The organism is Streptomyces sp. NPDC001393 (assembly GCF_053597455.1).
In genome coordinates this window covers 135,575-161,253 of the sequence record NZ_JBSFIH010000008.1, presented here as the reverse complement: position 1 = coordinate 161,253, position 25,679 = coordinate 135,575, and the positions used below count along the sequence as shown (strand labels likewise).

Below are 25,679 nucleotides of genomic sequence, written 5' to 3'. Positions count from 1 at the left end.
ACCGGCTCGGTCACATGCTCGGGAGACCCGCTCGGTCAGTCCAGGGCGGCGGCCATGCGCCGCACTCCCTCGGTGAGGATCTCGGGGGAGGTCGCCAGGTTCAGCCGTACGTGCCCCGCGCCGCCGGTGCCGAAGGACGGGCCCGGGCTGACGGCGACCCGGCCGCGGTCGAGGAAGACCTGCGCGGGGTCGTCGCCGAGGCCGAGGGCGTGGCAGTCGAGCCAGGCCAAATAGGTGGCCTCGGCGGGGTGCAGGCGGATCGCGGGCAGGTACTCGGCGAGCAGACCGGCGAGCACGCTCCGGTTGGCCTCCAGCCCCGCCAGCAGGGCGTCCAGCCAGCCGGTGGCCTCGCGCAGCGCGGCGGTGTGGGCGATGACGCCGACGTGGCTGGGGCCGTGACTCACCTCCTCGGGCAGCCGGTCGAGGTCGGTGGCGGCCTTGGGTCCGGCGACGGCGAGGGCGGCTTTGAGGCCGGCCAGGTTCCAGCCCTTGGAGGCCGACATCAGGGACAGGCCGCGTTCGGCGCCGGGCACGCTCAGGTAGGGCACGAAGGTGACGCCGGGAGCGACGAGCGGGGCGTGGATCTCGTCCGCGACGACCCGGACCCCGTACCGCTCGGCGAGGGCCGCGACGACGGCCAGTTCGTCCGCCGTGTGCACGGTGCCGGTGGGGTTGTGCGGGCTGCACAGCAGGAAGGCGGCGCGGCCGGTCCCGGCGGTCGCCGCCCGGAACACCTCCTCCAGGCCGGCCGGGTCGATGCGCAGGTCGGCGCCGAGCGGGGCCTCGACCACCCGGCGGTCCATGTGGGTGATGAACTGGAAGAACGGCGGATAGACCGGCGGGTTGACGATCACCGGATCGCCGGGCCCGGTGACCAGTTTGATCATCTCGACCACACCGAGCATCACGTCCGGAACGATCGCGGTGCGCTCGACGGCGATGCCGTCCCAGTCCCAGCGTTCGGCGGCGAACGCGGCCAGCGCCTCGGCGTAGGCGGTGCCGGACGGGTATCCCGTGTCGCCGAGGGCCAGCGCGTCGGTCACGGCGCGGACGACGGGTCCGGCGAGGGGTACGTCCATCTCCGCCACCCACAACGGCAGCACGTCCTCGGGGTAGGTGCGCCACTTCATGCTCGTACGTCGGCGCAGCTGCTCCAGGCCGAGGGCGTGCAGCGGATCGGGGTCGCCGGGAGTGGTGTGCGGGATGCGGGTCATGGGGCTCACGATAGGAGCCCGTACGGGGCGGGGGAACGACCGAACACCCGGGAGGCGAGCAGAGATCAACTCGGGCGTCTAGATTGCGTCTTGAACGGTGTATTCCTCGTCCGGCAACTCATCCGTACCCAGGAGCTGACCCACGTGACCGACAACCCGGCAGCCACCGACGACGTGGCCGTGTCGCTGCGTGCCCGCATCCTGGAAGGACCCCGCAAGGGCCAAGCATGAGCCCGCAGGGGCTGGCAGGGTCTCGCAGAGGCCGACCATAGTCCGCCAGGGTCCCGCAGGGGCCGACCACGGGCCGGTGGGATCCCGCGACGGCCGAGCGCCGCAGAAGAGACCCCGCAAGCGCCGGGCACAGGCCGACAGAATCCCGTAGGAGCCGACCACCGCCCGGCAGGAAGCCGCAACGGACGAGCGCGACCGAACAGGGATCGCCGGTGTCGCTGAACGCCCGGGCCGTGGGCCGCGTATGGAGGTGCGGGCCCTCGACGATCCGAGGGCTCCGCGCCGCCGCACGGGGCGGCGCGGGTTCGGTTCGGCTTCGGGAGCCCTGCATGCGGCACGCACGACGACGGATCGTCAGGCGGGTGACACGACTGGCGGCGGTCGGCGGACTCCTCCTGGGCGGTGCGATGGTCGCCCAGGCGGCCATGGCGAGCGAGACACCCACGGCCGCCGGCAGACCGTTCGCCGCCGCATCCGGCGTGTCCGGCGCCGGAGACACCGGGGCCGCGCTGGTGGCGCGGCTCGGCACGGCGCGGACGGCGGGAAACTGGATCGGCGCCGACGGGCGGCCGGTCGTGGCGGTGACCGACGAGGCGGCGGCGCGGGACGTGCGGCGCGCGGGCGCCGAGGCGAAGATCGTGCCGCACAGCATGGACGAGCTCAAGTCGGCGACGGCCACGCTGCGTTCGGCGCCGCGCGTGGCGGGCACCGCGTGGGCGGTGGACTACCGGACCAACCGGGTCCTGGTCAGCGCGGACAGCACGGTGTCCGCGGGCGACTGGTCCAGGATGAGCCAAGTGGCCGCGAAGATAGGGAACTTCGTGCGGATGGAGCGCACGAAGGGCACGTTCACCACGCGACTGAACGGCGCCCAGCCGATCCTGTCGACCGGTGGCCGCTGCTCGGCGGGGTTCAACGTGACCAACGGACAGAGCGACTTCATTCTCACCGCCGGTCACTGCGGTCCCGCGGGATCGACCTGGTTCGCCGACAACCAGGGGAACCAGCAGCTCGGCCGGACGGTGAGCAGCACCTTTCCCGGCAATGACTTCTCACTCGTGCAGTACGCCTCCGGCAAGGCCGGTGCCGGCGCCGACGTCGTCGCGATCGGCGGCGGCAACGGGGTGCGGATCACCGGGGTCGCCGATGCGGCGGTGGGGCAGCGGGTGTTCCGCAGCGGCAGTACCAGTGGCCTGCACGACGGGACGGTCACCGCGCTCAACGCGACCGTCAACTACCCGGAGGGGACGGTCACCGGGCTGATTCAGACCACCGTGTGTGCCGAACCCGGCGACAGCGGCGGGCCGCTGTTCTCCGACGGGATCGCGCTCGGTGTGACCTCGGGCGGCAGCGGTGACTGCACGGCGGGCGGGACGACGTTCTTCCAGCCGGTGACGCGGGCGCTTGCGGCGCTGAACGTCAAGCTGATCGTGTCGGCGCAGAACGCCGGTGGTGCCGCCCGTAGCGCGGCCCCTTCCCCCGCGCCGTCCGCCCCGGCCGCGCAGGGCGCGGTGGCGCCGAGCGCGGCCGCGCCCGGTTCCGCGGCGCCGGTGACGGGCGCGCAGGGCGAGACGCTGCTGGCTCGGCTGACGGACACCCGCAACGTCGGTCCCGGACTGCTGGTCATCGCGGGCAGTCTGATCGCGCTGGTCGCGACCCGCTACATACGGGCCGAACAGGACCGCAAGGCCTATCAGCGGTACTACTCGGCGACCTGGGGCTGAAACCCGGGCGGACCTGGGGCTGAGACCCGGGCGACGAGCCGACGCAGGCGGCATGCGAAGGGCACCCGTGCGCTCACGGGTGCCCTGGGGGGTACGGCGCGGTCCGCGCGAGGCCGGTCAGGCGGCCTGCTGCGACCGCGGGGTCGCTGCGGCCCACTCCATCACGAGGCGCTGGTACTCCGCGCGCTGCTCGGTGGTCAGTGTCCCGCCCGACCGGCGCCACAAGGCCCTGATCTCCTCGTTGACCTCCGCGGCCGAGCGCTCGGGGGCGGCTTCAACAGTGGTGGACATGCTGTGAAGCATATGCCGATCGAGGTGAAGGCGCTGTGAGTAAGCCCACCCCATACGGACATTACGGACGTGGTGCTCATCACGTCGATCTGTCAAGCGTGAGGCGGGAGTTCACACCTGGCCCTCACCCAGTACCAGCACCTGGATCGCCAGCACCGCGGCACCCCGGGCCCAGTCGTGGAAGTCGGAGACCTTCGTCTCCAGGCCGACCGGGTCGGCGAGCGGATGCCGGTGGGCGCCGATCGTCTCGCGGACCGTGTTCCCGGCCACATCCATCAGGCCGACCCCCTCTCCGGCGAGCAGGATCTTCTGCGGCATCGCGAAGTTGGCGATCTGCGCGACGAGGGTACCGAGGGCCCGGGCGGCCTCATCGATCACCCGGGAGGCCATGGGCTCCCCCGTGGCGGCATCGGCGAGGATCTCCTCGTAGGTGGTGTCACGGCCGGTGGCGGCGCGGATCTGGTACTCGATGCTGGAGATGGTGAGCAGCGACACGGCGCTGCCGCGGGTGCCGTTCGGCGTGAGCGGGCCGTTCGGGTCGATGATCCAGTGGCGGCCGAAGCCGCGTCCCTCCTCCGCGAACGGCACCCGCCGGCCGCCGAGCACCAGCCCGTAGCCGATACCGGCGCCGATGGTCAGGACGGCGAAGCGGTCGAGTCCGCGGCCCGCGCCGAACCAGGTCTCGGCCTCGACCAGGGCGGCCACGTCGTTCTCCACGACGACCGGGAGCCCGGTGCGCTCCCGGACCAGTGCGGCGAGCGGCGCGTCCCGCCAGCCGAGGAACGGCGACTCGGCGACCACCGCGCGCTCGCGCACCAGCCCGCCCACCCCGACGCCGATGCCCGCGGGGGCGGGGCGCCCCTCGGTCAGCGCGGCCGCCATCTCCGCGAGCAGCGCGGCGACGGCGTCCGGGTCGTGCGTGGTCAGCGGCCGGTCGAGCCTTCCGGTCACCTCGCTGCGCAGTGTGGTGACGACGCCGTAGACCATGTCTCCGGTGATCTTGAAGCCGAGGAAGGAGCGGGCGTCGGCCACGACGTCCAGCGGCTGCGACGGACGGCCCTGCCGCGCCGGGGCCTGGCCGGCCACCTCGGGGGCCTCGGCCAGCAGCCCGGACTCCAGGAGCGGCTTCGTCAGCCGGGTGAGGCTGCCCTGGGAGAGCCCGAGGCGCCGGGCCAGCTCGGTGCGGGACAGGGGCCCGTGCACGAGCACCTCGATCGCCACGGAACGCTCCGCGGAGCTCAGCGGCAGCCAGTTGGCCATGGACTCCAGACCCTCCTTTTATTCCACCTCAGAAGTAATCAGCCTCACCCTAGCGGACCTGCAGCGCGTAGCACGAACATCGCCGCCCTCTTGACGATCTGATTCTTCCGCGTCAAAAGTAATCGGCATGACTTTCTCTCTCGGTATCGTCGGCGCCGGACAGTTCTCCGGTCAGTTCGCCACGCTGTTCCAGGCCCACCCCGGCGTCCGTGACGTCTATGTCACCGACCTGCTGCCCGAGCGGGCCGAGCGGCTCGTCGCCGCGCAGGGTCTCGCCGGCACCTTCCCGTCGTACGAGGCCATGCTGGAGGCGCGGGCGGTCGACGCGGTCGCTATCTTCACCCAGCGCTGGACGCACGGCCCGCTGGTCCTGCGGGGTCTCGGCGCGGGCAAGCACGTCTACTCCGCCGTCCCCATGGCGATCACCGCGGAGGAGATATCGGCGATCATCGACGCGGTGCGGGCGACCGGGCTGACGTACATGATGGGTGAGACCAGCCAGTACAACCCGGCGACCGTGCACGCCCGCAACCAGGTCGCCGAGGGCGCCTTCGGCCGGCTGTTCTACGCCGAGGGCGACTACGTCCACGACATGGACCTCGGCTTCTACGAGGCGTACCAGTACAGCGGCGGCGAGAACTGGAAGGCGACCGCCAGCTATCCACCGCTGCTGTACCCGACGCACTCGGTGGGCGGGGTGCTGGGGGCCTGGCGGACCCACGCGGTGAGCGTGTCGGCGATCGGGGTGCGGGACGATCGCGGGGATGGCGTTTTCGATCGTTCGGTCAGCCAGTTCGACAACGATGTGTCCAACGCGACCGCGCTGTTCGAGGTGGCGGGCGGCGGATCGTTCCGTACGAACGAGTTCCGGAGGGTCGGCTATCCCTCGCACCTCCGCGAGTCCCGGTTCCGGTTCTTCGGTACGGAGGCCAGCATGGAGCAGCTGGCGACGGTGGCGCTGTGGCAGGACAAGAACGGGGTGAAGGACATCAGCGAGCTGCTGGAGCCCAAGCCGACCCTGGCCCCCGACGATCCGTCCCTGGCGCACATCGCGCCGGAGCTGCGGGCCGCCTTCACCTCCGGTTCGGCGCCGGTGCACGACCGGTCCCGGCTGCCGCGGGAGTTCGACCGGCTGCACAACGGCCACGAGGGCAGCCACCACTTCCTCGTGGACGACTTCGTCACCGCGGTCAACACCCGTTCGCTGCCGTCGGTGAACGCATGGGTGGCCGCCCGCTACACCCTGCCGGGCATCATCGCGCACGAGTCCGCGCGGCAGGGCGGCGTACGGCTGGCGATCCCCGACTTCGGGGACGCGCCGCAGGGGTGAGGCTCCGGGCGGCGACGGCTCAGGACCGCTCGGGTGCTGCCGAGTTGCTGTCTCAGGTGCTGCTCAGGTGCCCGGCTTGCGGCCGTAGACGAAGACGTCGTCGCCCGTCTTCAGCAGCGACCAGTACGCCTTGGCGTCCTTGGTCGTCATGTTGACGCAGCCGTGCGAGCCCGGCGGGTTCCACATGCTCAGGTTGACGGAGTGGAAGGCCTGGCCGCCGTCGAAGAACTGGCTGTAGGGCATCGGCACGTTGTAGACGGTGGAGACGTGGTGGAGGTCCCGCCAGTAGATCTTCTTCAGGCCGGTGCGGGTGACATAGCCCTTGCGGCCGGTGCGGACGGGCACCGGTCCGTAGACGAGCTTCCTGCCGTCCTGGATCCAGCTCAGCTGGAGCGTGAGGTTCACGCAGGCGATCCGGCCCTTGTTCACCGGGCACGCACCGTCCTTGTCCGGGTTGTTCCCGACGGCCTTCTGCTTGTTCATCAGGTCCATCACGCCCCAGGTGACGGATCCGGCGTAGCCGATGGCGGGCGTGATGCCGTGCCTGTTCTGGAAGGCCTGGATGGCCTGACAGTCGGCGGCGGACTGCCTGCCGTCGACCGGCCGGCCGAGGAACTTCTCCACCTGCTTCTGGTACGGCCCCGTCTGCGTGGTGCAGCCGGCGGCCTGGGCCGGTGCGGCCGTGAGGGCGAGCGTCAGCGGCGCCACCAGTCCCGTGACGCCGAGCGCGACGAGGCCTCGTCTGCGAATGTCCCCCATGTGCATCTCCGTCTCCCCTTGTCGCCCAGGGCCTGCCCCGGGTGCCTCCCTGCGCGATTCCCACGATGTCGGCCTGCTAGACCCGTGCGGGCGCGTGGGGGTTGTGGTTCCGGTCAGGCTGTGACGAAACGGTGAACTTCCGCCCCGCGCAGCAGGCCGGCGGGGAGCCTGCGGCCGTACGCGACCAGCAGGAGGTCCTGGCCACGGCCGTACAGGGGCGCACCGGAGCCGAAGGACCAGTCGAGGTCGTCCGCGCACAGCCGTACGCCGCTCAGGTCGGTGCCGAAGACGCGGAAGGCGCGCGGGTCGACGGCGTCCAGCAGGATCCGCAGCCGGTCCTCGGGCACCTCGCGGTCCAGTCCGAGGGGCACGGTGACGTCCAGGCCGTGCACGACGTCGTGACCGAGGGCCGCGGCGAGACCTCCGATCGGGGGCGTCCAGGGGTGATGGGCGTGGGTGCGCAGGAACCCGGCGAGCACGGCGTCCGGGTGGGCGGCCGCGTCGCGGCGGGCGAGCCGGTCGGTCATGCGGTGCAGGCTGCCGCGCGCCTTGGCCAGCTCCATCAGCACCCGGGTGGTCGGGTGGCGGAACCCCATCGACATGTGAGCCACGACCTCCCGCACCCGCCACCCCGCGCACAGGCTGGGCGCGTTCCACTGCTCGGGCGTCAACGCCTCGAAAAGATCGGCCAGTTCTCGACGTTCGGCGGCGATGGCGGCAGCCGTGGCGGCCCTGTCTGCTGCGGTGTGTGCTGCTTTCCCCATGCATCCAGGGTGTGGACGCGGTCGCCGGAAGTCCAAGACCTGATCCGTCTCGCATCTAGCATGATCCGTTATGGAGTTGAGGCAGCTGCGGTACTTCGTGACGGTGGTGGAGGAGGCCGGATTCACCCGGGCCGCCGAACGCCTGCATCTGGCCCAGCCCGGGCTGAGCGCGCAGGTGCGGCAGCTGGAGCGGGAGTTGGGGCAGCCGCTGCTGGACCGCTCGGGCCGCTCGGTACGGCCGACGGAGGTGGGAAAGGCCGTACTGCCGTATGCGCGGGCCGCGCTCGCGGCCGTCGACGGGGTGCGGCAGACGGTGGAGGAGTACACCGGGCTGCTGCGCGGCCGGGTCGCCGTCGGCCTGGTGCCCGGCACCCTCGCGCACCCCTTCGACCTGGCCGGACAGCTGGCGGACTTCCATGACGCGCACCCCCAGGTGGCGGTCACGCTCACCGAGGACACCTCGGACCGGATGCTGGCCGCGCTGCGCCGGGGCGAGCTGGACCTCGCGGTGGTCGGTGTCGCCCAGGAGGCTCCGGAGCCGGGCATCGCCCACCACGTGGTGATCGACGAGCCGCTGGTCGTGGCGGCCGTCCCCGGACACCCCCTGCTCGCCGGGTACGACGGCTGCGATGCGGTTCCGCCGGCGGCTCTGCGCGGGCACCGGCTGATCGGGCTGCCGCGCGGCACCGGGATGCGGGGTGTGGTGGAACGGCTGTGCGCCGAGGCGGGTTTCCGGCCGCACATCGCGTTCGAGGCGGCGACACCGGATGCGGTGTGCCGGCTGGCGGCCCGGGGACTTGGGGTTGCCGTCCTGCCTGGTCCCGGCCCCCGGCCCGGTCTCGCCGTGCTCCCGTTGCAGGACCCACGGGCACGTGGCCGGGTGGCGCTGGCGTGGCGGGCGGAGGGGGCGATGCTGCCGGCGGCGCGGGAGCTTCTGGAGCGGTTGCGCAGGGCAATGGTTGGGTGAGCGCCGCCCGGCAGCCGGCCGTTGCCGGGTGCAGGTGCGTGGTGGCGGGTTGCTCGGGCCCGCGCGGCGGAGCCGCACATCGACAGGGCCTCGCGCCCTCAGGGGATTGCCAGTCCACTTTCCCCGAATTGGACCGGGCCCACGGGTCCCCCACCTGTCTACGCTGCGGCACATGCACCCCACCCTCGCCGACGACCTCTCCCGGCTCCCCGAACTGCTCCAGTCCGCCCGTGACTTCGCCGCCCGTGAAGCGGTGGGGGTCACCGAGCGCCTGGTTGCCGCTCCTGGAAAAGCCCCCGCGCGTACTCCGCTGCCGGAGGACGGCGCGGGCGGAGACGCCGCTCTCGCGCAGTTCGCCGAACGGTGGGCGCCCGGCTTCTCCGGCTCCGCCGGTCCCCGCTATCTGGGCTTCGTCACCGGCGGTGCGACTCCCGCGTCCGTCGCCGGTGACTGGCTGACGTCTGCGTTCGACCAGAACCTGTCCGGAGCGGGCGGTTCGTGGGCGCAGGAGCTGGAACGGGAGACGGTGGCCTGGCTGCGCGAGCTGTTCGGGCTGGGCGAGGCGCACAGCGGCGCGTTCGTGACGGGGGCGACGGCCTCCAACACGGTCGGTCTGGCCATCGGCCGGGAGTGGCTCGGGGAGCGGCTCGGTGTGGACGTCTCCCGGGAGGGCGCGGCGGCGCTCGGCCCGGTCGACGTGCTGTCCGGCAGCCCGCACTCCAGCGTGCCGAAGGCGATGTCGGTGCTGGGCATCGGCCGGGACCGGCTGCGACGGGTGCCCCTGCTGCCCGGCAACCGGGAGGCGGTGGACGTGGCCGCGCTGGAGTCGGCCCTCGCAGGGCTCGGCGGCCGGCCGGTGATCGTCGTGGCGAACGCGGGCACCGTGAACACCGTCGACTTCGACGATCTGCGGGCGATCGCCGCGCTGAAGGAGCGCTACGACTTCTGGCTGCACGTCGATGCCGCCTTCGGCGGTTTCGCGGCGCTCTCCCCCGAGTACGCCGCCCTGGTCGACGGTCTGGACGCGGCCGACTCGGTCTGTGTGGACCTGCACAAGTGGCTCAACGTCCCCTATGACGCGGCCGTGCAGTTCACCCGGCGGCGTGACCTTCAGGTGCGGGTGTTCCACAACGCCTCCCCCTATCTGGGCCTGCCGGCCGGCGAGCCCGACTTCCTCCATCTGACCCCGGAGAACTCCCGGCGGCTGCGCGCCCTGCCCGCGTGGTTCTCGCTGGTGGCCTACGGGCGTGCCGGACACCGGGAGATCGTCGAACGGAACGTGGCCCTGGCGCACCGGCTCGGCGCGGGCATCGACGCGCTGCCGGGCCTTCGCCTGCTGGCGCCGGTCCGGCTGAACGTCGTCTGCTTCACTCTCGCCGGGGACGCCACCCAGGAGCGGGTCGATGCGCTGGCCCGGTCGGTCGCCGCGTCCGGGGAGGCGTATCTGACGCCGACCGTGTACGACGGGGTGCCCGGACTGCGGGCCGCGTTCAGCAACTGGCGCACCACCGAGGCCGACACCGAGCGGGTGCTTCAGGTGCTGGCGGCGGCGTCCGGAACTCAGCGTCAGGGCTGACGTACGGCCGTGTGGAAGCCGGTGTTCACCGCGGTGAGCCCGCCGTCGACGACCAGGGCGGTGCCCGTGATCCAGGCGGCGTCGCGGGAGGCGAGGAAGGCGACCGCGGCGGCGATGTCCTCGGGCTCGCCGACCCGGCCGAGCGGGTAGAGCCGCCGGATCGCGTCGAGTTCGTCCTCGCGCCCCTCCCACGCCGAGGTGCGGACCGTGCCGGGCACCACGAGGTTCACCCGCACGCCCCGGGCCGCCGCGTGCCCGGCGAGGGTGCGGGTGAGCGAACCGAGCCCGGCCTTGGCCGCGCTGTAGGCGTGGTTGCCGAAGTCCTGCAGGCCGTTGACGGAGCCGATGCCGACGATCGCGCCGCGTCCGGAGGCGGCGAGGTGGGGCAGGGCGGCGCGGCAACAGCGGTAGGTGCCGGTGAGGGTGATGTCGAGGTCCAGGGCCCAGGCGTCGTCGGGTTCTTCCTCGAAGAGCGGGGCGTCGGGGGTGCAGTGGGCGGCGCAGTTGACCAGCACGTCGAGCGAGCCGAACGCGGCGACGGCGTGGCCGACGGCCGCCTCCACCGCGGTGCCGTCGGCGGTGTCGCAGGCCAACGTCTCGGCGGCAAGGCCCTGTTGGCGCAGGGCGGCGGCGGTCCGCTCGGCCTCGGGCAGGTCCCGGTCGGTGACCAGGACCTGCCCGCCCTCCTCGGCGAGCCGTCGTGCGACGGCGGCGCCGATGCCGCGGGCCGCGCCGGTGACGAGAATTCCGTGTCCTGCGAAGCGGGTGTGATCGGTCATGCGGTGACCGTACGGCCCCGCGGGCGCGCGGTCACCGGTATCCGGTGACGTCGGCGGGCTTGCCCGCGTCCTGGACCTCGACCAGATACCGCCAGCCGTCGGGCCGGCTGCCGTCGAGGTCGGTGAAGCCGTACACGCCGGCGAGTGCCCCGCTGGAGAGCGACTGCCCGTTGAACCGGGCCACGTCGGGGTCGGCGGCCAGGGCGGCGACGGCGCGGCCGACATAGCGCGGGGTCTCGGAGATGACGAAGTGCGGTTCGCGGGCGAGGGCGTCGCGCCAGTTGTCCTCGCGGACGCCGTACAGGTCGAGCATCAGCTCCGAGCGCAGCCAGCCCGGGGTCAGGGCGACGGCGGTGGCGCCGCGCGGGCCCAACTCGTGGCCGAGGGCGAAGGCCATGCGCAGTACGGAGGCCTTGGCGAGGTCGTAGAAGAGGTTCACGCGGTAGGTGACGCGGTTGTAGTCGGCGGTGCCGTCGGTCATCTCCACGACCAGGCCACCGGGACGGCGCAGCAGCAGCGGCAGCGCGAAGTGGTTGGTGATCGTGTGTGTCTCGACGCCGAGTCGGAGGAGCCTGAGCCCGTTGTCCAGGTCGTGCTCCCAGACCGGTGTGTCCCACTCGAAGAGTTTCTCGCCGCCCCAGATGTCGTTGACGAGGAGGTCGAGGCGGCCCTGTTCGGCGTCGACGCGCTCCACCAGCGCGCGTACGGCGGAGGCGTCCAGGTGGTCGGCGGCGACGGCGATGCCGTGTCCGCCGGCGGCGGTGACGAGGTCGGCGGTGTCCTCGATCGTCTCGGGGCGGTCGTACTCCGAGCGGCGCTCGCGTGTGCTGCGGCCGGTGACGTAGACGGTGGCGCCGGCCGCGCCGAGTTCCACGGCGACACCGCGTCCGGCGCCCCGGGTCGCCCCCGCGACCAGCGCCACCCTGTCCTTGAGCGGTCCTGACATGTCCGGCCTCCCGTGTGCTGAGACTGCTGTCGCCGTCCACTGTCACGGGAAAGCCGGACACCTTCTGTCGGTATTGCCGGCGCGGTCTCAGTGTCCGCGCTTGATCCACTCGTCCAGGTGCGGTGCCTCGGCGCCGATGGTGGTGGCGTCGCCGTGGCCCGTGAGGACCTTGGTCTCCGGCGGGAGGGTGAGGAGCTTGTCGCGGATGGAGTCGATGATCGTCGGGAAGTGGGAGTAGGAGCGTCCGGTGGCGCCCGGACCGCCCTGGAACAGGGTGTCGCCGGTGAAGACGACGCCGAGGGCGGGGTCGTGGAGGCAGACGGCGCCGGGGGCGTGGCCCGGGGTGTGGAGCACGGTCAGGTCGGCGCCGGCCGCCTCGATGACCTGGCCGTCCAGGAGGTGCCGGTCGGGGTCGCGGTGCGGGTGGGTCGTCCTCCACAGCGGCAGGTCGTCGGGGTGCAGCCAGATGGTGGCGCCGGTGAGGTCGGCGAGTGCCGGGGCGGCGTTGACGTGGTCGTTGTGGGCATGGGTGCACACGATGGCGATCAGGCGCCGGTCGTCCACGGCACGGGCGATGGCCTCGGCGTCGTGGGCGGCGTCGATGACGATCACCTCGCGCTCGTCGCCGACGATCCACACGTTGTTCTCGACGTCCCAGGTGCCGCCGTCGAGGGTGAACTTCCCGGAGGTGACGAGGCGTTCGATGCGTACGGTCATCAGAACACCACCACGGACCGCAGCACGTCGCCGTGGTGCATCCGCTCGAACGCCTTCTCCACCTCGTCCAGTTGGATGGTCTCGGTGACGAACGCGTCGAGCGGCAGCCGCCCTTGCAGGTGCAGGTCGATGAGCATCGGGAAGTCGCGGGAGGGCAGGCAGTCGCCGTACCAGCTCGACTTCAGGGCGCCGCCGCGGCCGAAGACGTCCAGCAGGGGCAGTTCGAGCTTCATCTCGGGGGTGGGGACGCCGACGAGGACGACGGTGCCGGCGAGGTCGCGGGCGTAGAAGGCCTGCTGGTAGGTCTCCGGGCGGCCGACGGCCTCGATGACGACGTCGGCGCCGAAGCCGCCGGTCAGCTCGCGGATCGCCGCGACCGGGTCGGTCTCCTGGGAGTTGACGGTGTGGGTGGCGCCCAGGGTGCGGGCCTTGTCGAGCTTGCGGCCGTCGATGTCCACGGCGATGATCTTCGCCGCGCCGGCGAGGTTCGCCCCGGCGATGGCCGCGTCGCCGACCCCGCCGCACCCGATGACGGCGACGGAGTCGCCCCGCCCGACACCGCCCGTGTTGATGGCGGCGCCGATACCGGCCATGACGCCGCAGCCCAGCAGGCCGGCGACCGCCGGGGAGACGGCTGGGTCGACCTTGGTGCACTGGCCGGCGGCGACGAGTGTCTTCTCGGCGAAGGCGCCGATACCGAGGGCCGGGGACAGTTCCTGGCCGGTGGCCGCGAGGGTCATCTTCTGCTTCGCGTTGTGCGTGTCGAAGCAGTACCAGGGTCGGCCGCGCAGACAGGCCCGGCAGTTTCCGCACACGGCGCGCCAGTTGAGGACGACGAAGTCGCCGGGCGCCACATCGCTCACGCCGTCGCCGACCGACTCCACGACACCGGCGGCCTCATGACCGAGGAGGAAGGGGAAGTCGTCCGAGATGCCGCCCTGCTTGTAGTGCAGATCGGTGTGGCAGACCCCGCAGGCCTGGACGCGCACCACGGCTTCGCCAGGCCCCGGGTCCGGCACCACGATCGTCTCGACCCGTACGGGCTCGTCCTTCCCCGGTGCGATCACGCCGCGCACTTGCTGCGCCATGGTCTGGCCCCTTCCTCGAATGCCTTCGCCGCCGACCCTACGCGCGACCGATCGGTAGCGGCGCGGACCACGGCGGTGAGCGTGGATCTTTCCGGCCGCCGGGCGAAATGGGCCGCGCCGGGCGCGCCCCATGAGAACCGCGGCGCCCATTCATAAGAAATGATCCGCTCCCCGGTGAGAATTTGACCGAATAACGACATTCCATGATGACAATCTTTTTGCAGGGTGCATGAGTTCGCCTGGTGTGTGCATCGGTCCGGGCGTGCCTCAATGGGGGCATGCCCATCGAAGCCCGCAAAGGACGGATCGCATTCCTTTTCTCTGCCGCCACAGCGCCGCGGCCCGGAACGGGGCGGGAACTGCGGGATGCCTTCCCGGTGTTCGCCGACGCGCTGGACGACCTCTGCGGGCGCCTCGATCCCTATCTCGAACTTCCCCTGAAATCCGTGCTGTTCGCCGACGACGGCACCCGTACGGCCGCGCTGCTGGAGCGGGAGTCGTTCGCCGGGCCCGCGGTCTTCGCGCTGCAGGTGGCCCAGTACCGGTTGCTGCGCAGTTGGGGCGTCCTGCCGGACGTGGTGTTCGGGCAGGCGGCCGGGCGGATGGCGGCCGCGTACGCCGCGGGCGTCTTCTCGCTGGCGGACGCCTGCCACGCGGTCGGCACCCTGGCCCGGCTCCTGGGCGGCCCGCCGCGCCCGGAGCCGCACTCCGCACGCTCCCCACGCCTGGACGACGTCCTCGACGCCTATGGCCGCACCCTCGCCACGCTCCACCCGTGCGCGCCGCGCCTTCCCCTGGTTTCCGACATCACCGCCCGTCCGGTGGGCGCGGAGACCGCCGAGCCGGAGTTCTGGGTGCGGCGCGCACCGCTGCGGTTCGCGGAGGCGGTGGGCCTGCTGCACCGCGACGGAGTGCGCACCTGGCTGGAGCTGGGCCCGGGCGACCGGCTCACCCGCCTGCTCCCTGAGTGTCTCCCGGACTGCCTCCCGGGCGGCGCGGCGTCGGCCTTCGCGCTGTCCCGCGACTGGGCGGTGCTGCGGTCGGGGCCGGCCGCGGGCCCGTCGCAGGCGCACCCCTGAGGCGGCGGCCGCCGTCTGCGCTTGCCGTGGCCGCCGGGCCGGAGGAGTCTCGAAGGGTGGGCGTCCGTGCGGTCCGCGCCCCGCCGGGTCGCGGGCGCCCGAAGGAGGTCACCCATGGGCACCGGGACAGGTTCCGCCTTCGACGTCGAGACACTGCGCCGGGGCATAGAAGGGAACACGGGGAACACCCTTCTGTCGCTCTACGCCGACGACGCGGAGATCCGTATCGTCGACCGCAACAACCAGCCCAGCCATCCCACCGTCCTGCGCGGGCGGGGTCAGATCGCCGAGCTGTTGGACGACGTCTACAGCCGCGACATGACACACAAGCTGGACCGGTGCGTCGTGCAGGGCGATCACGCCGCGTTCAGTGAGTCCTGCCAGTACGGGGACGGCACCCGCGTCCTCGCCGAGTCGATGGTCACGTTGCGCGACGGCAAGATAGCCGACCAGCTGATCATCCAGGCCTGGGACGAGTAGGCGCACCCCGGTATGGCGGGCGCCGGCAGGTGGGCGAGGGTCCGGGTCACCTCCCGGCTGACCTGGACCTTCTCGGCGAGGGCGAGCCTGGGCCGGACGCCCCGGGCTCGCCCTCGACGGCCAGGACCAGCTTGCGCAGCAGGTCCGCCGGTGTGCGCCGCTCTGTTTCGGTCAGCGCTGAGAGCAGCGCGCCTTCGTCCGCGTCCTCCGCGGCCGCGTGTGCCTCGAACGCGGCATGGCCGGCCTCGGTGAGCCGAACCCGCACGCGCCGGCGGTCGACGGTCTCGTGGGCACGGGTGACCAGTCCGCTGCCGGCCCGACGGCCGCCGCCGGGACGGCGTCCGCCCCGGGCGCTCCGGCCTGACGGCGCCGAAGCCCACCGCGCCGGGACCCACCGCACCGGTCCCGACAGGCCGGGGGCCGGGAGCCGTACGGGTGCTCGGTTAGGCTGTACCCCGGGCCGTGACTCGCGCTGACGTGGGGTACCACCGGGTGGGGGTCCCCCCGCGCGAGCGAAGCCGAGCGTGGGGGAGGTCCGTGGTGGATGCCGCGCGCCTGGGCGAGAGAGTCGATCGAGCTCAGGAGAGTGCAGTATGAACCAGGCCCGTCTCATGGACGGCACCGCCCTCGCCCGCCGTGTCGTCGAGGACACCGCGCAGAGGGCCGCCGACCTCACCGGGCGGACCGGCACCGAGCCATGTCTGGCGACCGTGCTGGTGGGCGAGGACCCGGCGTCCGTGACCTACGTCCGCATGAAGCAGAACCGCTGCCGCCGGGCCGGCATCACCTCCCGGCACGTGGCCCTGCCCGCCGCCACGACCACCGAGGAACTGGTGGGCATGCTACGGGAGTTGTCGGCCGATCCGGCGGTCCACGGCATCCTGCTCCAGCACCCGGTCGGCGACCACATCGACGAGCGCGCGGCGTTCGAGGCGATCGCGCCGGAGAAGGACGTCGACGGTGTCACCTTCGCCTCGTTCGCCACGATGAGCTTCGGCCTGCCGGGTTTCGTGTCCTGCACGCCCGGCGGCATCCTGCGGCTGCGGGACGAGTACGGCGTCGACCCGGCGGGCAAGCGGGCCGTGGTCGTGGGCCGCAGCGCGATTCTCGGCAAGCCGGTGGGCATGCTGCTGCTGGCCCGGGACGCGACCGTGACGTACTGCCACTCGCGGACGGCGGACCTGTCGGCGGCGGTCCGCGAGGCGGACGTGGTGGTCGCCGCCGTGGGCCGGCCGCGGCTGATCCGCGGGCAGGACATCAAGCCCGGTGCCGTCGTCATCGACGCCGGCTACAACCCGGGGAACATCGGTGACGTCGACTTCGACTCCGCCGTGGAGCGGGCCTCACTGATCACGCCGGTGCCGGGCGGTGTCGGTCCCATGACGATCGCCACACTGCTGGAGCAGACCGTCGAGGCCGCCGCCCGGCAGCTCGGCGCGTAGGGTCACCTGTCCGGCGCGCAGAGCCGCCTCGGGTCAGGTCCGGGACCACTTCTGGTTGGCGCCGCCGTTGCAGGTCCACAGCACCAGCGACGTGCCGTTGCCGGTGCCGGCGTGGTACGCGTCCAGGCACAGTCCCGCGTGGACGTTGGTGAGGGTGCCGTCGGCGTTCACCGTCCACTTCTGGTTGTCCTGACCGTTGCAGTCCCAGATCACGACCTTGGTTCCGTCGGTGGTGCCGAGGTTGTAGGCGTCCAGGCACTTGTCGCCGTAGACGACGAGTTCCTTGCGGGAGGTGTACGTCCAGGCCTGGTTGGCGCCGCCGTTGCAGTCCCACAGCTCGGCCTGGGTGCCGTTGGTGAGGGTGTTGTCGTAGACGTCGGCGCACCGGCCGGACTGGGCGCCGCCGAGCAGGGTGCCGTCGGTGCCGGGTATCGGGTGGACGGTGATGCCGCCCAGGGCCGGACCGCCGGTGAAGGTGAGGGAGTTGGCCGATCCCTTGGTGAGGTGTGCCTGGACCGAGACCGTGCCCTGGGCTGAGCCGGTGGGCGGGAAGGAGACCGTCGTCGGGGTCTGGCCGCCCACCTGGAGGGTCGCGGTGACGGGCGTGGCGGCCGTGTTGGTGTAGGCGATGTCGACCACGCCCAGGCCGGTGCTCACCGCGCTCACGCCCGTGTACGTGCCGGTGGACGCGGCGCTGTAGCCGCTGCTCGCCGCCTCGGTGCCGCTCACCTTGAGCAGCACCGAGCCGCCCGCGGGAACGGCGGTGGTGTAACTCGTGGCGTAGGAGCCGACGTTCGTCCGCGCCCACGCGTCCCGCACGGTGGCCGTGGCCCCGGTGAGGCCGAGGTCGGACCAGCGGACGGTGATGTTCTGCGCGGCGGAGGTGCGGTTGAGGAGGACCACGGCCCTGTTGCCGGTGCCGGACAGGACCTTGCCGTAGACCTGGAGGCCGGTGGTGTCCTCGGCGACCTTGACGCCCTGCAGTCCGCGCGGGTCCTGGTCCACGGCGACGACCTCGGGGTTCTTCAGGATCGCCGCCGTCTCGCCGGACATGGTGGTGAGGTCGTTGCCGGCCAGCAGGGGGGCGCCGGAGATCGCCCACAGGGCCACGTGGGTGCGGTTCTGCGCGGCGGTGAGGCCGGGCATGCCGACCATCAGCATGTCGGGGTCGTTGTAGTAGCCGGTGTGCTGTGAGGCGGGGTGCAGGGCCTGGTCGAAGTTGGACAGCATGTTCGTCTGCGACGGCGCGTTGCCGTAGTAGACGATGTCCGTGCTGGTACGCCACATGGGGGCGAGGCCCGGCGCCCAGTTCCAGGGGTTCTGCCTGCCCCAGTTGCACACGGAGAGGGTGAGCGGGCGGCCGGTGGTGGCTGAGGCCTTGGCGACGGCGGAGCTGATCGCCTTGTACGTCGTCGCCGCGTCCAGACCCTCGGCGTCGCCGCCGCACCAGTCGACCTTGACGAAGTCGAAGCCCCACCGGGAGAACTGGAGCATGTCCTGGTCGTAGTGGCCCTCGCTGCCGGTGTTCGGGGCGGCCGGGCGGCCGGTCGGGTAGTAGTAGCCGCAGCCGTTCCTGCCGGCGTCGGTGTAGATGCCGGCTTTGAGGCCCTTGCTGTGGATGTAGTCGGCGATGGCGCTCATCCCGCCGGGCCATTCACCGGTGTCGACCGTGATGTTGCCGGCGCTGTCGCGGGTGCCCTGCCACCAGCCTTCGTCGATGTTGACGTACTGGTATCCGGCGCCTGGGAGTCCGGCCGCGACGAACGCGTCGGTCTGCTGCTTGATGACGTTGTAATCGATCTTCGCGGCGAAGCTGTTCCAGGAGGCCCAGCCCATCGGGGCGGTGGGCACCGGGATCTGACGGGCCGTCGCCGCCTGGGCCGTACCCGGCTGGACGAAGAGCAGGGCGGCGGTCGCGGTGAGGGCCAGGACGAGCGCGCGTACGGCGGCGGCGCGGCACCGGCGTACGAGGGCTGTGGCGATCGGACGAGGTGGGGGGTACATCGGCGCCTCCGCGTGCGGAACGGACTCCACGTCGGTCGATATTTCGTACGTGGACCGGTGAACCGAACAAGTCGCGGGCCGACGCTAGAGCCGGCCGAGGGTGAAGTCAACGGCTGCTACAGGCGTCAACCCTGAGCCGTAACCGGTCCGTTGAGCCCACAGGAGGCGCGTACCGGGCCATACTGGGCGGCGTGCGCGTTGCGATCATGACGGCGGGATCCCGGGGCGATGTGGCCCCCTACACCGGACTGGGGCACCGGCTCGCCGGGGCCGGACACGAGGTCACCCTGGTCACCCATGCCCGCTTCGAACCCCTGGTGGCGGGCTCCGGCGTGCGGTTCCACGCGTTGCCGGTCGATCCCCGGGCGGAGCTGGAGTCCCCGCGCGGCCGGGGCCTGCACCGCAGTGTCAGCGGCGCCGGGAAGCTGCTGCGGGTGGTGGACCTGGCGCGGCGGCTGGTCGGGCGGATGACCGAGGATCTGCTCACGGCGGCCCGGGACGCCGAGGTCCTGCTGCTGTCCGCCTCGCTGGCTCCGCTCGGGCACGCGATCGCCGAGGGACTGCGGATCCCGAGCATGGGCGTCTATCTGCAACCCCTCGCCGCCACCGGGGAGTTCGCGCCTCCCGTGCTCGGCGGCGGCCACTGGGGCGCTGCGGCCAACCGGCTCTGCGGACACGGCGTGAGCCTCGCCGTGGAGCACGTCTTCGCGGCCACCGTCCCCGGGGTGCGCGCCCGGCTCGGACTGCCCCCGATGCGCACGGGCACGGCGCGGCGGGCCCGCGAGCGGCAGCACTGGCCGGTGTACCACGGCTTCAGCCCCCTGGTGGTGCCCAGGCCCCGGGACTGGCGAACCGGCCTCACGGTGAGCGGCTACTGGTGGCCGTACGACACGGAGGCACAACTCCCCGACAGAATGCGGGAGTTCCTCGATACCGGCCCGGCGCCGGTCTTCGTCGGACTGGGGAGCGCCACCGTGCCGGACCCGGCCCGGCTCAGCGCCCAGGTGGTGGCGGCGCTGCGGCGGGCCGGCCTGCGCGGGGTGATCCAGCGCGGCTGGGGCGGGCTCGCGGCCGCCGGCGACGACATGCTGACCATCGACGAGGTGCCGCACGCGCTGCTCTTCCCGCGGATGGCCGCGGTGGTCCACCACGCGGGCGCGGGGACGACGGCGGCGGGGCTGCGGGCCGGAGCGCCGGCCGTGCCGGTCCCGGTCCAGTTCGACGCGGGTTTCTGGTCCGGCCGGCTGGTCGCACTGGGGGTCGCCCCGGACGTCGTACCGCTGCGCCGCCTCACCGTGCAGGCGCTGGCCTCGGCCCTGGTGCGGGTCACCCGCGAGCCGCAGTACCGGGACCGGGCGCGCCGCCTGGGCGACCGCATCCGCGACGAGGACGGCGCCGCCCCGGTACTCGCGGCGCTGGACCGGCTCGGCCGCTGACGGGCCGGGCCGCAGTCACCCGGGGGTCCGGAATCAGCCGTTGCTGATCACCATCCGGAAGCGGGCGCCGCCGGAGAGCATCTTCTGGTACGCCGCGTCCGCGTCCTGAAGGGACACGGTCTCGGTCATCGGGCGGATGCCGTGCAGGGCGCTGAACTCCATGGTGTCCTCGACGTCCTGCGCGGTGCCGGACGGGTGGCCGCGGACGACGCGGGCGGCCATGAGCAGCTGGGCGGGATTGATGCCCATCGGTGCGTTGTCGGCGCCGATGACCACCAGCTCACCGCGGTGCGCCAGCCCGTCCACGGTGGCCGTGATGGCGTCGGAGTTCCCGGCGGTGGCCAGGACGGCCCTGGCACCGCCGAGGGACTGCAGCGCCTCGGCGACGGGGGTGGCGGCGGTGCTGTCGATGTAGTGGTGGGCGCCCAGCCGTTTGGCGAAGTCGGCCTTCTCGGCGCCCCGCGCGATCCCCACGGTCTCGAAGCCCATGGCGACGGCGTACTGCACCCCGAGGTGCCCCAGACCGCCGAGGCCGAGCACGGCGACCAGGTCTCCCGGCCGGGCCGAGCTGCGCCGCAGCCCGTTGAACGTGGTCACGCCCGCGCAGGCCATGGGTCCCGCGTCGACCGCCGACAGGCCCTCCGGAATCCGGGCGAGGGCGTCGGCGGGCGCGACCACCTTCTCGCCGAAGCCGCCGTCGTAGGCCCACCCCGGGACCTTCAGGTTCGGACACACGATGAAGTCGCCCTGCCGGCACGGCTTGCAGTGCCCGCAGCTGCCGCCGAACCAGCCGACCGCCACCCGGTCACCGACCTTGAAACCCCGTTCCAGCACGCCCTGGCCGAGCTCCTCGATGTGCCCGGCGATCTCGTGCCCGGGGACCTCGGGGAAGGTCACGCCCGGTAGTGCGCCGCTCACGAAGAGGGCGTCGCTGTGGCAGATCCCGCACGCCTCCACGGCGATCCGCACCTGGCCGGGCCCGGGCTGCGGCACTTCTCGTTCGACCAGCTCGAACCTGCCGTTCGGGGCGGTCACCTGCGCGACTCGGTACGTACTCATGCGCTTCTCCGTGAACGGGTACGACGGCCCCCCGTCCAGCACACCAGCTCCGGGCCGATCGCGCGCGTCGAGCCCCCGGCACCCGCCACGACCACCCACGACGCCCTCGCCCCGCCACGGGGACCGCACCTTCGGAGCCGGTCCGGCGGACCGCGGTCACCCGCTCGCGGGGTGCCAGTCGGCCGGGCGCAGGATGCCGAGCAGTTGGCGGACCAGTTCGTCGACGACCTCGTCCAGGCTCGCGGCGACCCAGCCCGCGCTCCAGTCGTGCAGCAGGCCGTTGACGCTGCCGATGAACGCGGCGGCCGCCAGTCGGTAGTCGCGCGGCGCCGCCTCGCCGCGGGCCACGGCGGCGTCGGCCTCGGCGCGGATGAGGTCGACCCAGCGGGCCCGGCGGGCCAGTCGCTGCTCCTCCAGGCGGGGGCTGACGCCGACGATCTCCACGAAGGTGATGCGCATGCGGCGCGGGTCGGAGGTGACGTCGCGGGCGTAGGCACGGAAGAGCACTCCGGCCCGCTCGGCCAGCGGCAGCCCGTCCGCCGCGGCGAGGGCGTCCAGCACCGCCTCTTCGGCCCAGCCGTTGACCTGGAGGTGCAGCGCGGCGAGGACGTCCTCCAGGGTGCGGAACTCCTCGTAGAACTGCCGGGTCGACAGGCCGGCGGCCTGGCTCAGCGCGGCGACCGTCGTGCCCCGGTAACCGGGTGCGCCGCCGAACAGTTCCAGGGCCGCGTCCAGGAAGCGCCGGCGCCGCTCGGCCTGCCGTTCCTCGGCGGATCTGCCGCCGTAGCGGCGCGTCGGCGCCTTGAGCCTGCCCGTCACCTGTCCCCCTCCGTCGGCCGGCCGGTCACCCAATCTTGTCGTGCACACATCTTGTCGCGAAGGCCGTCCGTTCCTTACTTTTCAGTAAGTTCACTGTGAATGCACCCGTGTTCAGATTCCCCGCACACTCTCCCCGAGGAAGGAGAGCAGTCATGCCTGCCTCCAGAACCAGGCACCTGTGCTCCGTGGCCGCCGCCCTCGCCCTGACGGCGGCCGGCCCGGCGACCACCGCCTCCGCCGCGACCGGCACCTCCGCCGGTCTGCGCGAGGTGCTGTTCGTCGGCAACAACTGGGACGGCACCGCCGATGTCATCGAGTCCTCCGGTGACTTCGCGAGGATCGGCCGGATCGACGTCGTCCCCGACAAGGCGGAACGGCTGGCCGAGATCAACGCCGACCCGGTCAAGTGGATCTACTACACGTCCATCCGCAACCAGGTCGGCCAGGGACACGACCAGTACGTCGACGACATGTACTCCACGCCCGACGGGAAGTCCGTGGTCGTCTCCCGGCCCAGCTTCGCCGACGTCGTCTCCATCGACCTGGCCACCGACAAGGTCAACTGGCGTTTCCCGGTGGCCGGTTACCGCGCCGACCACATGGCGGTCTCACCGGACGGCACCCGCGTCGCGGTCTCGGCGTCCACCGCGAACAAGGTGCAGGTGCTGGACATCGACACCGGCAAGGAGCTGGGCGAGTTCGACACCGGTGACAAGCCGCACGAGAACTTCTTCACAGGCGGCGGAAAGTACATCTGGAACATGTCCATCGGCGAGGTGACCACGTCCCTCGACGACCCGGGCTGGGACTGGACCAAGGGCGACCGGCACATCACGATCGTCGACGCGAGCACGTTCAAGCAGGTCAGGACCATCGACATGCGGCAGCGGCTGGACGCGATCGGGCTGAAGGACTTCTCCGACGCGGTCCGGCCCGCCGCCTTCACGCCCGACTGGTCCAAGCTGTACTTCCAGGTGTCGTTCTTCAACGGCTTCCTGGAGTACGACGTCGCCGCCGACAGGATCACCCGGGTGAAGACGCTGCCGGAGAATCCGGCGACCAACCCGGACCGCACCACCTGGCTGCTGGACTCGCGCCACCACGGCATCTCGATGAACCCCGAGGGCACCAAGCTGTGCGTCGCCGGGACCATGGACAACTACGCCACCGTGGTCGACCGGGCCTCCTTCGACGTCGGCCCGCTGATCACCGCGTCCACGCCCTACTGGGCCACCGTGAGCGGCGACGGCAAGGACTGCGTCATCTCCGAGGCCGGCGCCGACCAGGTCACGGCCATCGACTTCGCGACCGGCCAGAAGGTGCTGTCCGTGCCGGTCGGCGACCATCCGCAGCGCGTCCGGCTGGGGCACGTCGCGGCCGACTGGACCGGCTCGTCGGGGAGTTGAGCGCCGTACGGCCTCCGGGGTGACCCCACTCCTCCCGGGGGCCGTACGGCTTCGTCCCTGCGGTGTCAGAAATGCGCCGCCGCCCACGCGGCCAGCTCGGACTTCGCCGCGGTCAGCAGGTCCGCCGAGGGCGCGGTGGACCCGTTGGTCACCAGCGCATAGTGCAGGACACCGGAGTCCGTGTCGGTGAGCAGCAGCCGGCGGCTTCCGGTGCCGCCCGGTTCGGGGGCCACGGCGACCGGGGTGGCCGCGCCGGTGTAGGCGGGCGGGGCGCAGACCGTGCCCAGGTCGGAGACGACGGTGGTGGTCGCGGTGGGGAAGGATGCCGGCAGATGCAGTTCGGTGGGTGCGCTGCCGTCGCCGGAGCGCCACACCAGCAGCCCGTACTGGCCGGAGCCGACCAGCTTGGCCACGTTCGGCAGCGAGAACGGCACCGGGTTCCAGGTGAGGGTGGTGGAGCCGTCGCGGGAGCGGTCCTCGTAGGTGAAGGCGAGGGCCGTACCGGCCGTGGCGCTCGGGTAGAGCCGGTCCAGCAGGCGGGCGTCCTGGCGCAGGGTGACGTTCCCGGAGTCGTCCAGGCGTACGGCGGAGAGGTCCTCGTCGTTCCAGGCGTCGCCGGAGGTGAGCACCTTGCCGGGGTTGCCGTTCATCAGCTCGTGGTGCCTGCCGTTGTAGAGGTCCCACTGCCACTGGGTGCCGGAGAGCACCGGCCCGGAGGCGGCCGGGTTCGCCCACCAGCTCGACCCCGGCAGGCGGGAGTCGAGGCCCTGGTACATGGCCTTCAGGACGGTCGGCGCCTTGTCGGAGACCGTGCCGGACAGCGGATGGCCGAACTCGCTGACCACGGTCGCGGTGCCGGCGTCCGCGGCGCGGTCGCGTACGGCGGCGAAGTCGGAGGCGTACTGGCCGTCGGCCGCCTTGCCCCACATGAGGACGCCGGAGATTGCCTTCTGGTCGTAGAAGTGGGTGTTGAAGACGTATCGCGGGCCCAGTGTGCCCGCGTCGAGCAGGCCACCCTCCTGCTTCTGGGTGGAGATGTTGGCGTTCCAGAAGAGGTTGGGTTCCACGAAGGCCGGCTTGTCCTGCCAGCCGGCCGCGTCCATGCGGGCGCGCAACCTCACATAGAACGGCCACAGCAGGTCCTTCTCCCAGGTGCGGGAGGTCTGCCCGGAGTCGTAGGTGCCCGCGTAGGGCTCGTTGTACGGGTCGAGGCCGGTGATGTCCGCGAACTCGGGGCCGGTGAGGTGCTGTCGGAGGTATGTCATGGTCGTCTGCGCGGTGGCAAGGAAGGCGTCCTGGAGGCCGTAGGAGTTGTGCCAGAAGTCGTACTGCGCCTTCTGTACGGCGGCGTTCTGGGTGATGTTCTGGCCCCAGAAGAGGCAGATGCCGCAGGACTCGGCGGGGTAACTTCCGGCGTCCACGGCCCACTGGGGAGCGCCGTCGCCCGTGTACCAGCTGCCGCTGTTGAACAGGTGGCGGGAGTACAGGTCCTGGTGGAAGTCGGGGAAGACGCGGATGCCCGCGTCCAGGAAGGCGCGCATCTGCGCGGTGACGGCGGCCAGGTAGCCGGTGTCCACCTGGCCGCGCACCGGTTCGGCGTGCGCCCAGGAGAGCAGGAAGCGGACGGTGTTCGCGCCGCCGAGGGCGCGCAGCGCGGTCGCGGACTTCTCGGCGTCGGCCACCGAGGCGAAGGGCAGGCCGCCGTTCTCCTCGAGCTTGGTCTCGCCGGAGACGTTGTAGCCGCGCAGGACGATCTCGCGCCCCTGGCCGTCGGTGAAGCGGCCGCGCTGCACGGTGAGCGGGGCGCTGTCGAACCAGAGCGAGTCGGCCGGGACGGAGGCGATGGCGGTGGCGGTGGCGGCGGTGGCCGGCGGGAGGCCCGTCACCGTCAGGAATCCACTGAGGACGACCAGAACAACCAGCAGACGCACCCGGATATTCGGCATGTCCACCACAGTCCGATGCGCTCCGGACGGCGTCAATACCTCCTGACTCTCCAGTAAGTTGACCAACAGTCAGCTCACTGCCTCAATTCCCACCCGGCGCGTCACGTTGAGCAGCCCTCGCCCCCGAACGGGACCCGGTCACGGACGCACAAAGTGCCGGAGAAGATCCGGGGCAGCACCCGCGCCCCGCCGGTCGATCTTGTTCATGAAGATCAGCGTGGGGATCCACAGCCGACGCATGCACGCAGCGCGCATCGCTGATTCCCTCTGTGCGACAGCGGTCACCGCACAGGGCAGCCGACCCCGGCTCCCCGGCGGCAATGGATTAACGCTCAACAAATGCCCGTCCCCGCACTCGCCGC

Annotated in this window: 24 protein-coding genes; 10 read left to right on the top strand and 14 right to left on the bottom strand. The window is 72.0% G+C overall.

All coding sequences use genetic code 11. The annotated features are described in order from the left end of the window. Positions 1-35: 35 nt before the first annotated feature. Positions 36-1,214 (bottom strand): MalY/PatB family protein, encoded by a 1,179-nt coding sequence (locus tag ACWC2T_RS12640; RefSeq protein ID WP_450670341.1) that lies wholly within the window; start codon positions 1,212-1,214, stop codon positions 36-38. 90 nt (positions 1,215-1,304) lie between these two features. Here ACWC2T_RS12640 and ACWC2T_RS12635 point away from each other — a divergent pair, with 90 nt between their 5' ends. Together ACWC2T_RS12635 and ACWC2T_RS12630 are read left to right on the top strand one after the other, a co-directional pair. Next, on the top strand, positions 1,305-1,445 hold the full coding sequence (locus ACWC2T_RS12635; RefSeq protein WP_450670340.1) for a hypothetical protein: 141 nt from the start codon (positions 1,305-1,307) through the stop codon (positions 1,443-1,445). A 329-nt stretch (positions 1,446-1,774) separates the two neighbouring features. Further along, positions 1,775-3,169, top strand: coding sequence for a S1 family peptidase (locus ACWC2T_RS12630; protein WP_450670339.1), 1,395 nt, complete (start codon positions 1,775-1,777; stop codon positions 3,167-3,169). Between the two features lie 117 nt (positions 3,170-3,286). Here ACWC2T_RS12630 and ACWC2T_RS12625 read toward each other — a convergent pair whose 3' ends face one another. Continuing rightward, positions 3,287-3,472 (bottom strand): hypothetical protein, encoded by a 186-nt coding sequence (locus tag ACWC2T_RS12625; RefSeq protein ID WP_356315144.1) that lies wholly within the window; start codon positions 3,470-3,472, stop codon positions 3,287-3,289. Between the two features lie 99 nt (positions 3,473-3,571). After that, a complete protein-coding gene (locus tag ACWC2T_RS12620) occupies positions 3,572-4,720 on the bottom strand; it encodes an ROK family protein (protein ID WP_450670338.1) in 1,149 nt (382 codons plus the stop codon). A gap of 127 nt (positions 4,721-4,847) precedes the next feature. Between ACWC2T_RS12620 and ACWC2T_RS12615 the strand changes: the two genes are divergently transcribed. Then, positions 4,848-6,050 carry a Gfo/Idh/MocA family protein gene (locus ACWC2T_RS12615; protein ID WP_450670337.1) on the top strand — a complete coding sequence of 401 codons (1,203 nt, stop codon included), beginning with the start codon at positions 4,848-4,850 and terminating at the stop codon, positions 6,048-6,050. Between the two features lie 63 nt (positions 6,051-6,113). On the opposite strand, the gene ACWC2T_RS12610 is transcribed toward ACWC2T_RS12615, so the two are convergent. Beyond that, positions 6,114-6,809 carry a L,D-transpeptidase gene (locus ACWC2T_RS12610; RefSeq protein WP_450670336.1) on the bottom strand — a complete coding sequence of 232 codons (696 nt, stop codon included), beginning with the start codon at positions 6,807-6,809 and terminating at the stop codon, positions 6,114-6,116. Between the two features lie 113 nt (positions 6,810-6,922). Further along, positions 6,923-7,573: a maleylpyruvate isomerase family mycothiol-dependent enzyme gene (locus ACWC2T_RS12605; protein ID WP_450670335.1), complete on the bottom strand. Its 651-nt coding sequence runs from the start codon at positions 7,571-7,573 to the stop codon at positions 6,923-6,925. Positions 7,574-7,643: 70 nt separating this feature from the next. Here ACWC2T_RS12605 and ACWC2T_RS12600 point away from each other — a divergent pair, with 70 nt between their 5' ends. Together ACWC2T_RS12600 and ACWC2T_RS12595 are read left to right on the top strand one after the other, a co-directional pair. Next, complete coding sequence (locus ACWC2T_RS12600; protein ID WP_450670334.1) at positions 7,644-8,540, top strand: LysR family transcriptional regulator; 897 nt, start codon at positions 7,644-7,646, stop codon at positions 8,538-8,540. A 172-nt stretch (positions 8,541-8,712) separates the two neighbouring features. After that, the gene (locus ACWC2T_RS12595) at positions 8,713-10,116 is read left to right on the top strand and encodes a pyridoxal phosphate-dependent decarboxylase family protein (protein ID WP_450670333.1); all 1,404 of its coding nucleotides are present in this window, start codon (positions 8,713-8,715) and stop codon (positions 10,114-10,116) included. Here ACWC2T_RS12595 and ACWC2T_RS12590 read toward each other — a convergent pair. The 4 genes from ACWC2T_RS12590 to ACWC2T_RS12575 all read right to left on the bottom strand — a co-directional run bounded on the left by ACWC2T_RS12590 (position 10,107) and on the right by ACWC2T_RS12575 (position 13,646). Then, entirely contained in the window at positions 10,107-10,895 is a 789-nt protein-coding gene (locus ACWC2T_RS12590) for an SDR family NAD(P)-dependent oxidoreductase (RefSeq protein WP_450670332.1), read from the bottom strand. The two genes, ACWC2T_RS12595 and ACWC2T_RS12590, sit on opposite strands and share 10 nt — an antisense overlap. 31 nt (positions 10,896-10,926) lie before the next feature. Further along, on the bottom strand, positions 10,927-11,841 hold the full coding sequence (locus ACWC2T_RS12585) for an SDR family oxidoreductase (protein ID WP_450670331.1): 915 nt from the start codon (positions 11,839-11,841) through the stop codon (positions 10,927-10,929). Between the two features lie 87 nt (positions 11,842-11,928). Further along, positions 11,929-12,558 (bottom strand): MBL fold metallo-hydrolase, encoded by a 630-nt coding sequence (locus tag ACWC2T_RS12580; RefSeq protein WP_450670330.1) that lies wholly within the window; start codon positions 12,556-12,558, stop codon positions 11,929-11,931. After that, complete coding sequence (locus ACWC2T_RS12575; protein ID WP_450670329.1) at positions 12,558-13,646, bottom strand: S-(hydroxymethyl)mycothiol dehydrogenase; 1,089 nt, start codon at positions 13,644-13,646, stop codon at positions 12,558-12,560. The genes ACWC2T_RS12580 and ACWC2T_RS12575 overlap by 1 nt, the downstream gene beginning before the upstream one ends. 278 nt (positions 13,647-13,924) lie before the next feature. Here ACWC2T_RS12575 and ACWC2T_RS12570 point away from each other — a divergent pair, with 278 nt between their 5' ends. Then, the gene (locus ACWC2T_RS12570) at positions 13,925-14,725 is read left to right on the top strand and encodes an acyltransferase domain-containing protein (RefSeq protein WP_450670328.1); all 801 of its coding nucleotides are present in this window, start codon (positions 13,925-13,927) and stop codon (positions 14,723-14,725) included. 114 nt (positions 14,726-14,839) lie between these two features. After that, positions 14,840-15,205 (top strand): nuclear transport factor 2 family protein, encoded by a 366-nt coding sequence (locus ACWC2T_RS12565; RefSeq protein ID WP_351211749.1) that lies wholly within the window; start codon positions 14,840-14,842, stop codon positions 15,203-15,205. A 46-nt stretch (positions 15,206-15,251) separates the two neighbouring features. Here ACWC2T_RS12565 and ACWC2T_RS12560 read toward each other — a convergent pair whose 3' ends face one another. Continuing rightward, a complete protein-coding gene (locus ACWC2T_RS12560; RefSeq protein ID WP_450670327.1) occupies positions 15,252-15,470 on the bottom strand; it encodes a hypothetical protein in 219 nt (72 codons plus the stop codon). A 328-nt stretch (positions 15,471-15,798) separates the two neighbouring features. Between ACWC2T_RS12560 and ACWC2T_RS12555 the strand changes: the two genes are divergently transcribed. Further along, positions 15,799-16,647 carry a bifunctional 5,10-methylenetetrahydrofolate dehydrogenase/5,10-methenyltetrahydrofolate cyclohydrolase gene (locus ACWC2T_RS12555; protein WP_450670326.1) on the top strand — a complete coding sequence of 283 codons (849 nt, stop codon included), beginning with the start codon at positions 15,799-15,801 and terminating at the stop codon, positions 16,645-16,647. Positions 16,648-16,680: 33 nt separating this feature from the next. Here the strand turns inward: ACWC2T_RS12555 and ACWC2T_RS12550 are convergent, their stop codons facing one another. Continuing rightward, positions 16,681-18,651, bottom strand: coding sequence for a ricin-type beta-trefoil lectin domain protein (locus tag ACWC2T_RS12550; RefSeq protein ID WP_450670325.1), 1,971 nt, complete (start codon positions 18,649-18,651; stop codon positions 16,681-16,683). 206 nt (positions 18,652-18,857) lie between these two features. Here ACWC2T_RS12550 and ACWC2T_RS12545 point away from each other — a divergent pair, with 206 nt between their 5' ends. Beyond that, positions 18,858-20,087, top strand: a complete 1,230-nt coding sequence (locus tag ACWC2T_RS12545) for a glycosyltransferase (protein WP_450670408.1) — start codon at positions 18,858-18,860, stop codon at positions 20,085-20,087. Positions 20,088-20,120: 33 nt separating this feature from the next. On the opposite strand, the gene ACWC2T_RS12540 is transcribed toward ACWC2T_RS12545, so the two are convergent. Together ACWC2T_RS12540 and ACWC2T_RS12535 are read right to left on the bottom strand one after the other, a co-directional pair. Continuing rightward, positions 20,121-21,146 (bottom strand): alcohol dehydrogenase catalytic domain-containing protein, encoded by a 1,026-nt coding sequence (locus ACWC2T_RS12540; RefSeq protein ID WP_450670324.1) that lies wholly within the window; start codon positions 21,144-21,146, stop codon positions 20,121-20,123. Between the two features lie 156 nt (positions 21,147-21,302). After that, a complete protein-coding gene (locus ACWC2T_RS12535; protein ID WP_450670323.1) occupies positions 21,303-21,965 on the bottom strand; it encodes a TetR/AcrR family transcriptional regulator in 663 nt (220 codons plus the stop codon). A 152-nt stretch (positions 21,966-22,117) separates the two neighbouring features. Between ACWC2T_RS12535 and ACWC2T_RS12530 the strand changes: the two genes are divergently transcribed. Beyond that, entirely contained in the window at positions 22,118-23,371 is a 1,254-nt protein-coding gene (locus ACWC2T_RS12530) for a YncE family protein (protein ID WP_450670322.1), read from the top strand. Between the two features lie 65 nt (positions 23,372-23,436). On the opposite strand, the gene ACWC2T_RS12525 is transcribed toward ACWC2T_RS12530, so the two are convergent. Further along, positions 23,437-25,317, bottom strand: coding sequence for an endoglycosylceramidase (locus tag ACWC2T_RS12525; RefSeq protein WP_450670321.1), 1,881 nt, complete (start codon positions 25,315-25,317; stop codon positions 23,437-23,439). Positions 25,318-25,679: the final 362 nt, after the last annotated feature.

Bases quoted from the DNA above. Each gene is read 5' to 3' on its own strand.
- ACWC2T_RS12590 (WP_450670332.1), bottom strand. From the start codon at position 10,895: ATGACCGATCACACCCGCTTCGCAGGACACGGAATTCTCGTCACCGGC.
- ACWC2T_RS12595 (WP_450670333.1), top strand. From the start codon at position 8,713: ATGCACCCCACCCTCGCCGACGACCTCTCCCGGCTCCCCGAACTGCTC.
- ACWC2T_RS12580 (WP_450670330.1), bottom strand. From the start codon at position 12,558: ATGACCGTACGCATCGAACGCCTCGTCACCTCCGGGAAGTTCACCCTC.
- ACWC2T_RS12600 (WP_450670334.1), top strand. From the start codon at position 7,644: ATGGAGTTGAGGCAGCTGCGGTACTTCGTGACGGTGGTGGAGGAGGCC.
- ACWC2T_RS12625 (WP_356315144.1), bottom strand. From the start codon at position 3,472: ATGCTTCACAGCATGTCCACCACTGTTGAAGCCGCCCCCGAGCGCTCG.
- ACWC2T_RS12615 (WP_450670337.1), top strand. From the start codon at position 4,848: ATGACTTTCTCTCTCGGTATCGTCGGCGCCGGACAGTTCTCCGGTCAG.
- ACWC2T_RS12620 (WP_450670338.1), bottom strand. From the start codon at position 4,720: ATGGCCAACTGGCTGCCGCTGAGCTCCGCGGAGCGTTCCGTGGCGATC.
- ACWC2T_RS12550 (WP_450670325.1), bottom strand. From the start codon at position 18,651: ATGTACCCCCCACCTCGTCCGATCGCCACAGCCCTCGTACGCCGGTGC.
- ACWC2T_RS12575 (WP_450670329.1), bottom strand. From the start codon at position 13,646: ATGGCGCAGCAAGTGCGCGGCGTGATCGCACCGGGGAAGGACGAGCCC.
- ACWC2T_RS12640 (WP_450670341.1), bottom strand. From the start codon at position 1,214: ATGACCCGCATCCCGCACACCACTCCCGGCGACCCCGATCCGCTGCAC.
- ACWC2T_RS12540 (WP_450670324.1), bottom strand. From the start codon at position 21,146: ATGAGTACGTACCGAGTCGCGCAGGTGACCGCCCCGAACGGCAGGTTC.
- ACWC2T_RS12545 (WP_450670408.1), top strand. From the start codon at position 18,858: ATGACGGCGGGATCCCGGGGCGATGTGGCCCCCTACACCGGACTGGGG.
- ACWC2T_RS12610 (WP_450670336.1), bottom strand. From the start codon at position 6,809: ATGGGGGACATTCGCAGACGAGGCCTCGTCGCGCTCGGCGTCACGGGA.
- ACWC2T_RS12605 (WP_450670335.1), bottom strand. From the start codon at position 7,573: ATGGGGAAAGCAGCACACACCGCAGCAGACAGGGCCGCCACGGCTGCC.
- ACWC2T_RS12585 (WP_450670331.1), bottom strand. From the start codon at position 11,841: ATGTCAGGACCGCTCAAGGACAGGGTGGCGCTGGTCGCGGGGGCGACC.
- ACWC2T_RS12525 (WP_450670321.1), bottom strand. From the start codon at position 25,317: ATGCCGAATATCCGGGTGCGTCTGCTGGTTGTTCTGGTCGTCCTCAGT.
- ACWC2T_RS12530 (WP_450670322.1), top strand. From the start codon at position 22,118: ATGCCTGCCTCCAGAACCAGGCACCTGTGCTCCGTGGCCGCCGCCCTC.
- ACWC2T_RS12570 (WP_450670328.1), top strand. From the start codon at position 13,925: ATGCCCATCGAAGCCCGCAAAGGACGGATCGCATTCCTTTTCTCTGCC.
- ACWC2T_RS12555 (WP_450670326.1), top strand. From the start codon at position 15,799: ATGAACCAGGCCCGTCTCATGGACGGCACCGCCCTCGCCCGCCGTGTC.
- ACWC2T_RS12565 (WP_351211749.1), top strand. From the start codon at position 14,840: ATGGGCACCGGGACAGGTTCCGCCTTCGACGTCGAGACACTGCGCCGG.
- ACWC2T_RS12630 (WP_450670339.1), top strand. From the start codon at position 1,775: ATGCGGCACGCACGACGACGGATCGTCAGGCGGGTGACACGACTGGCG.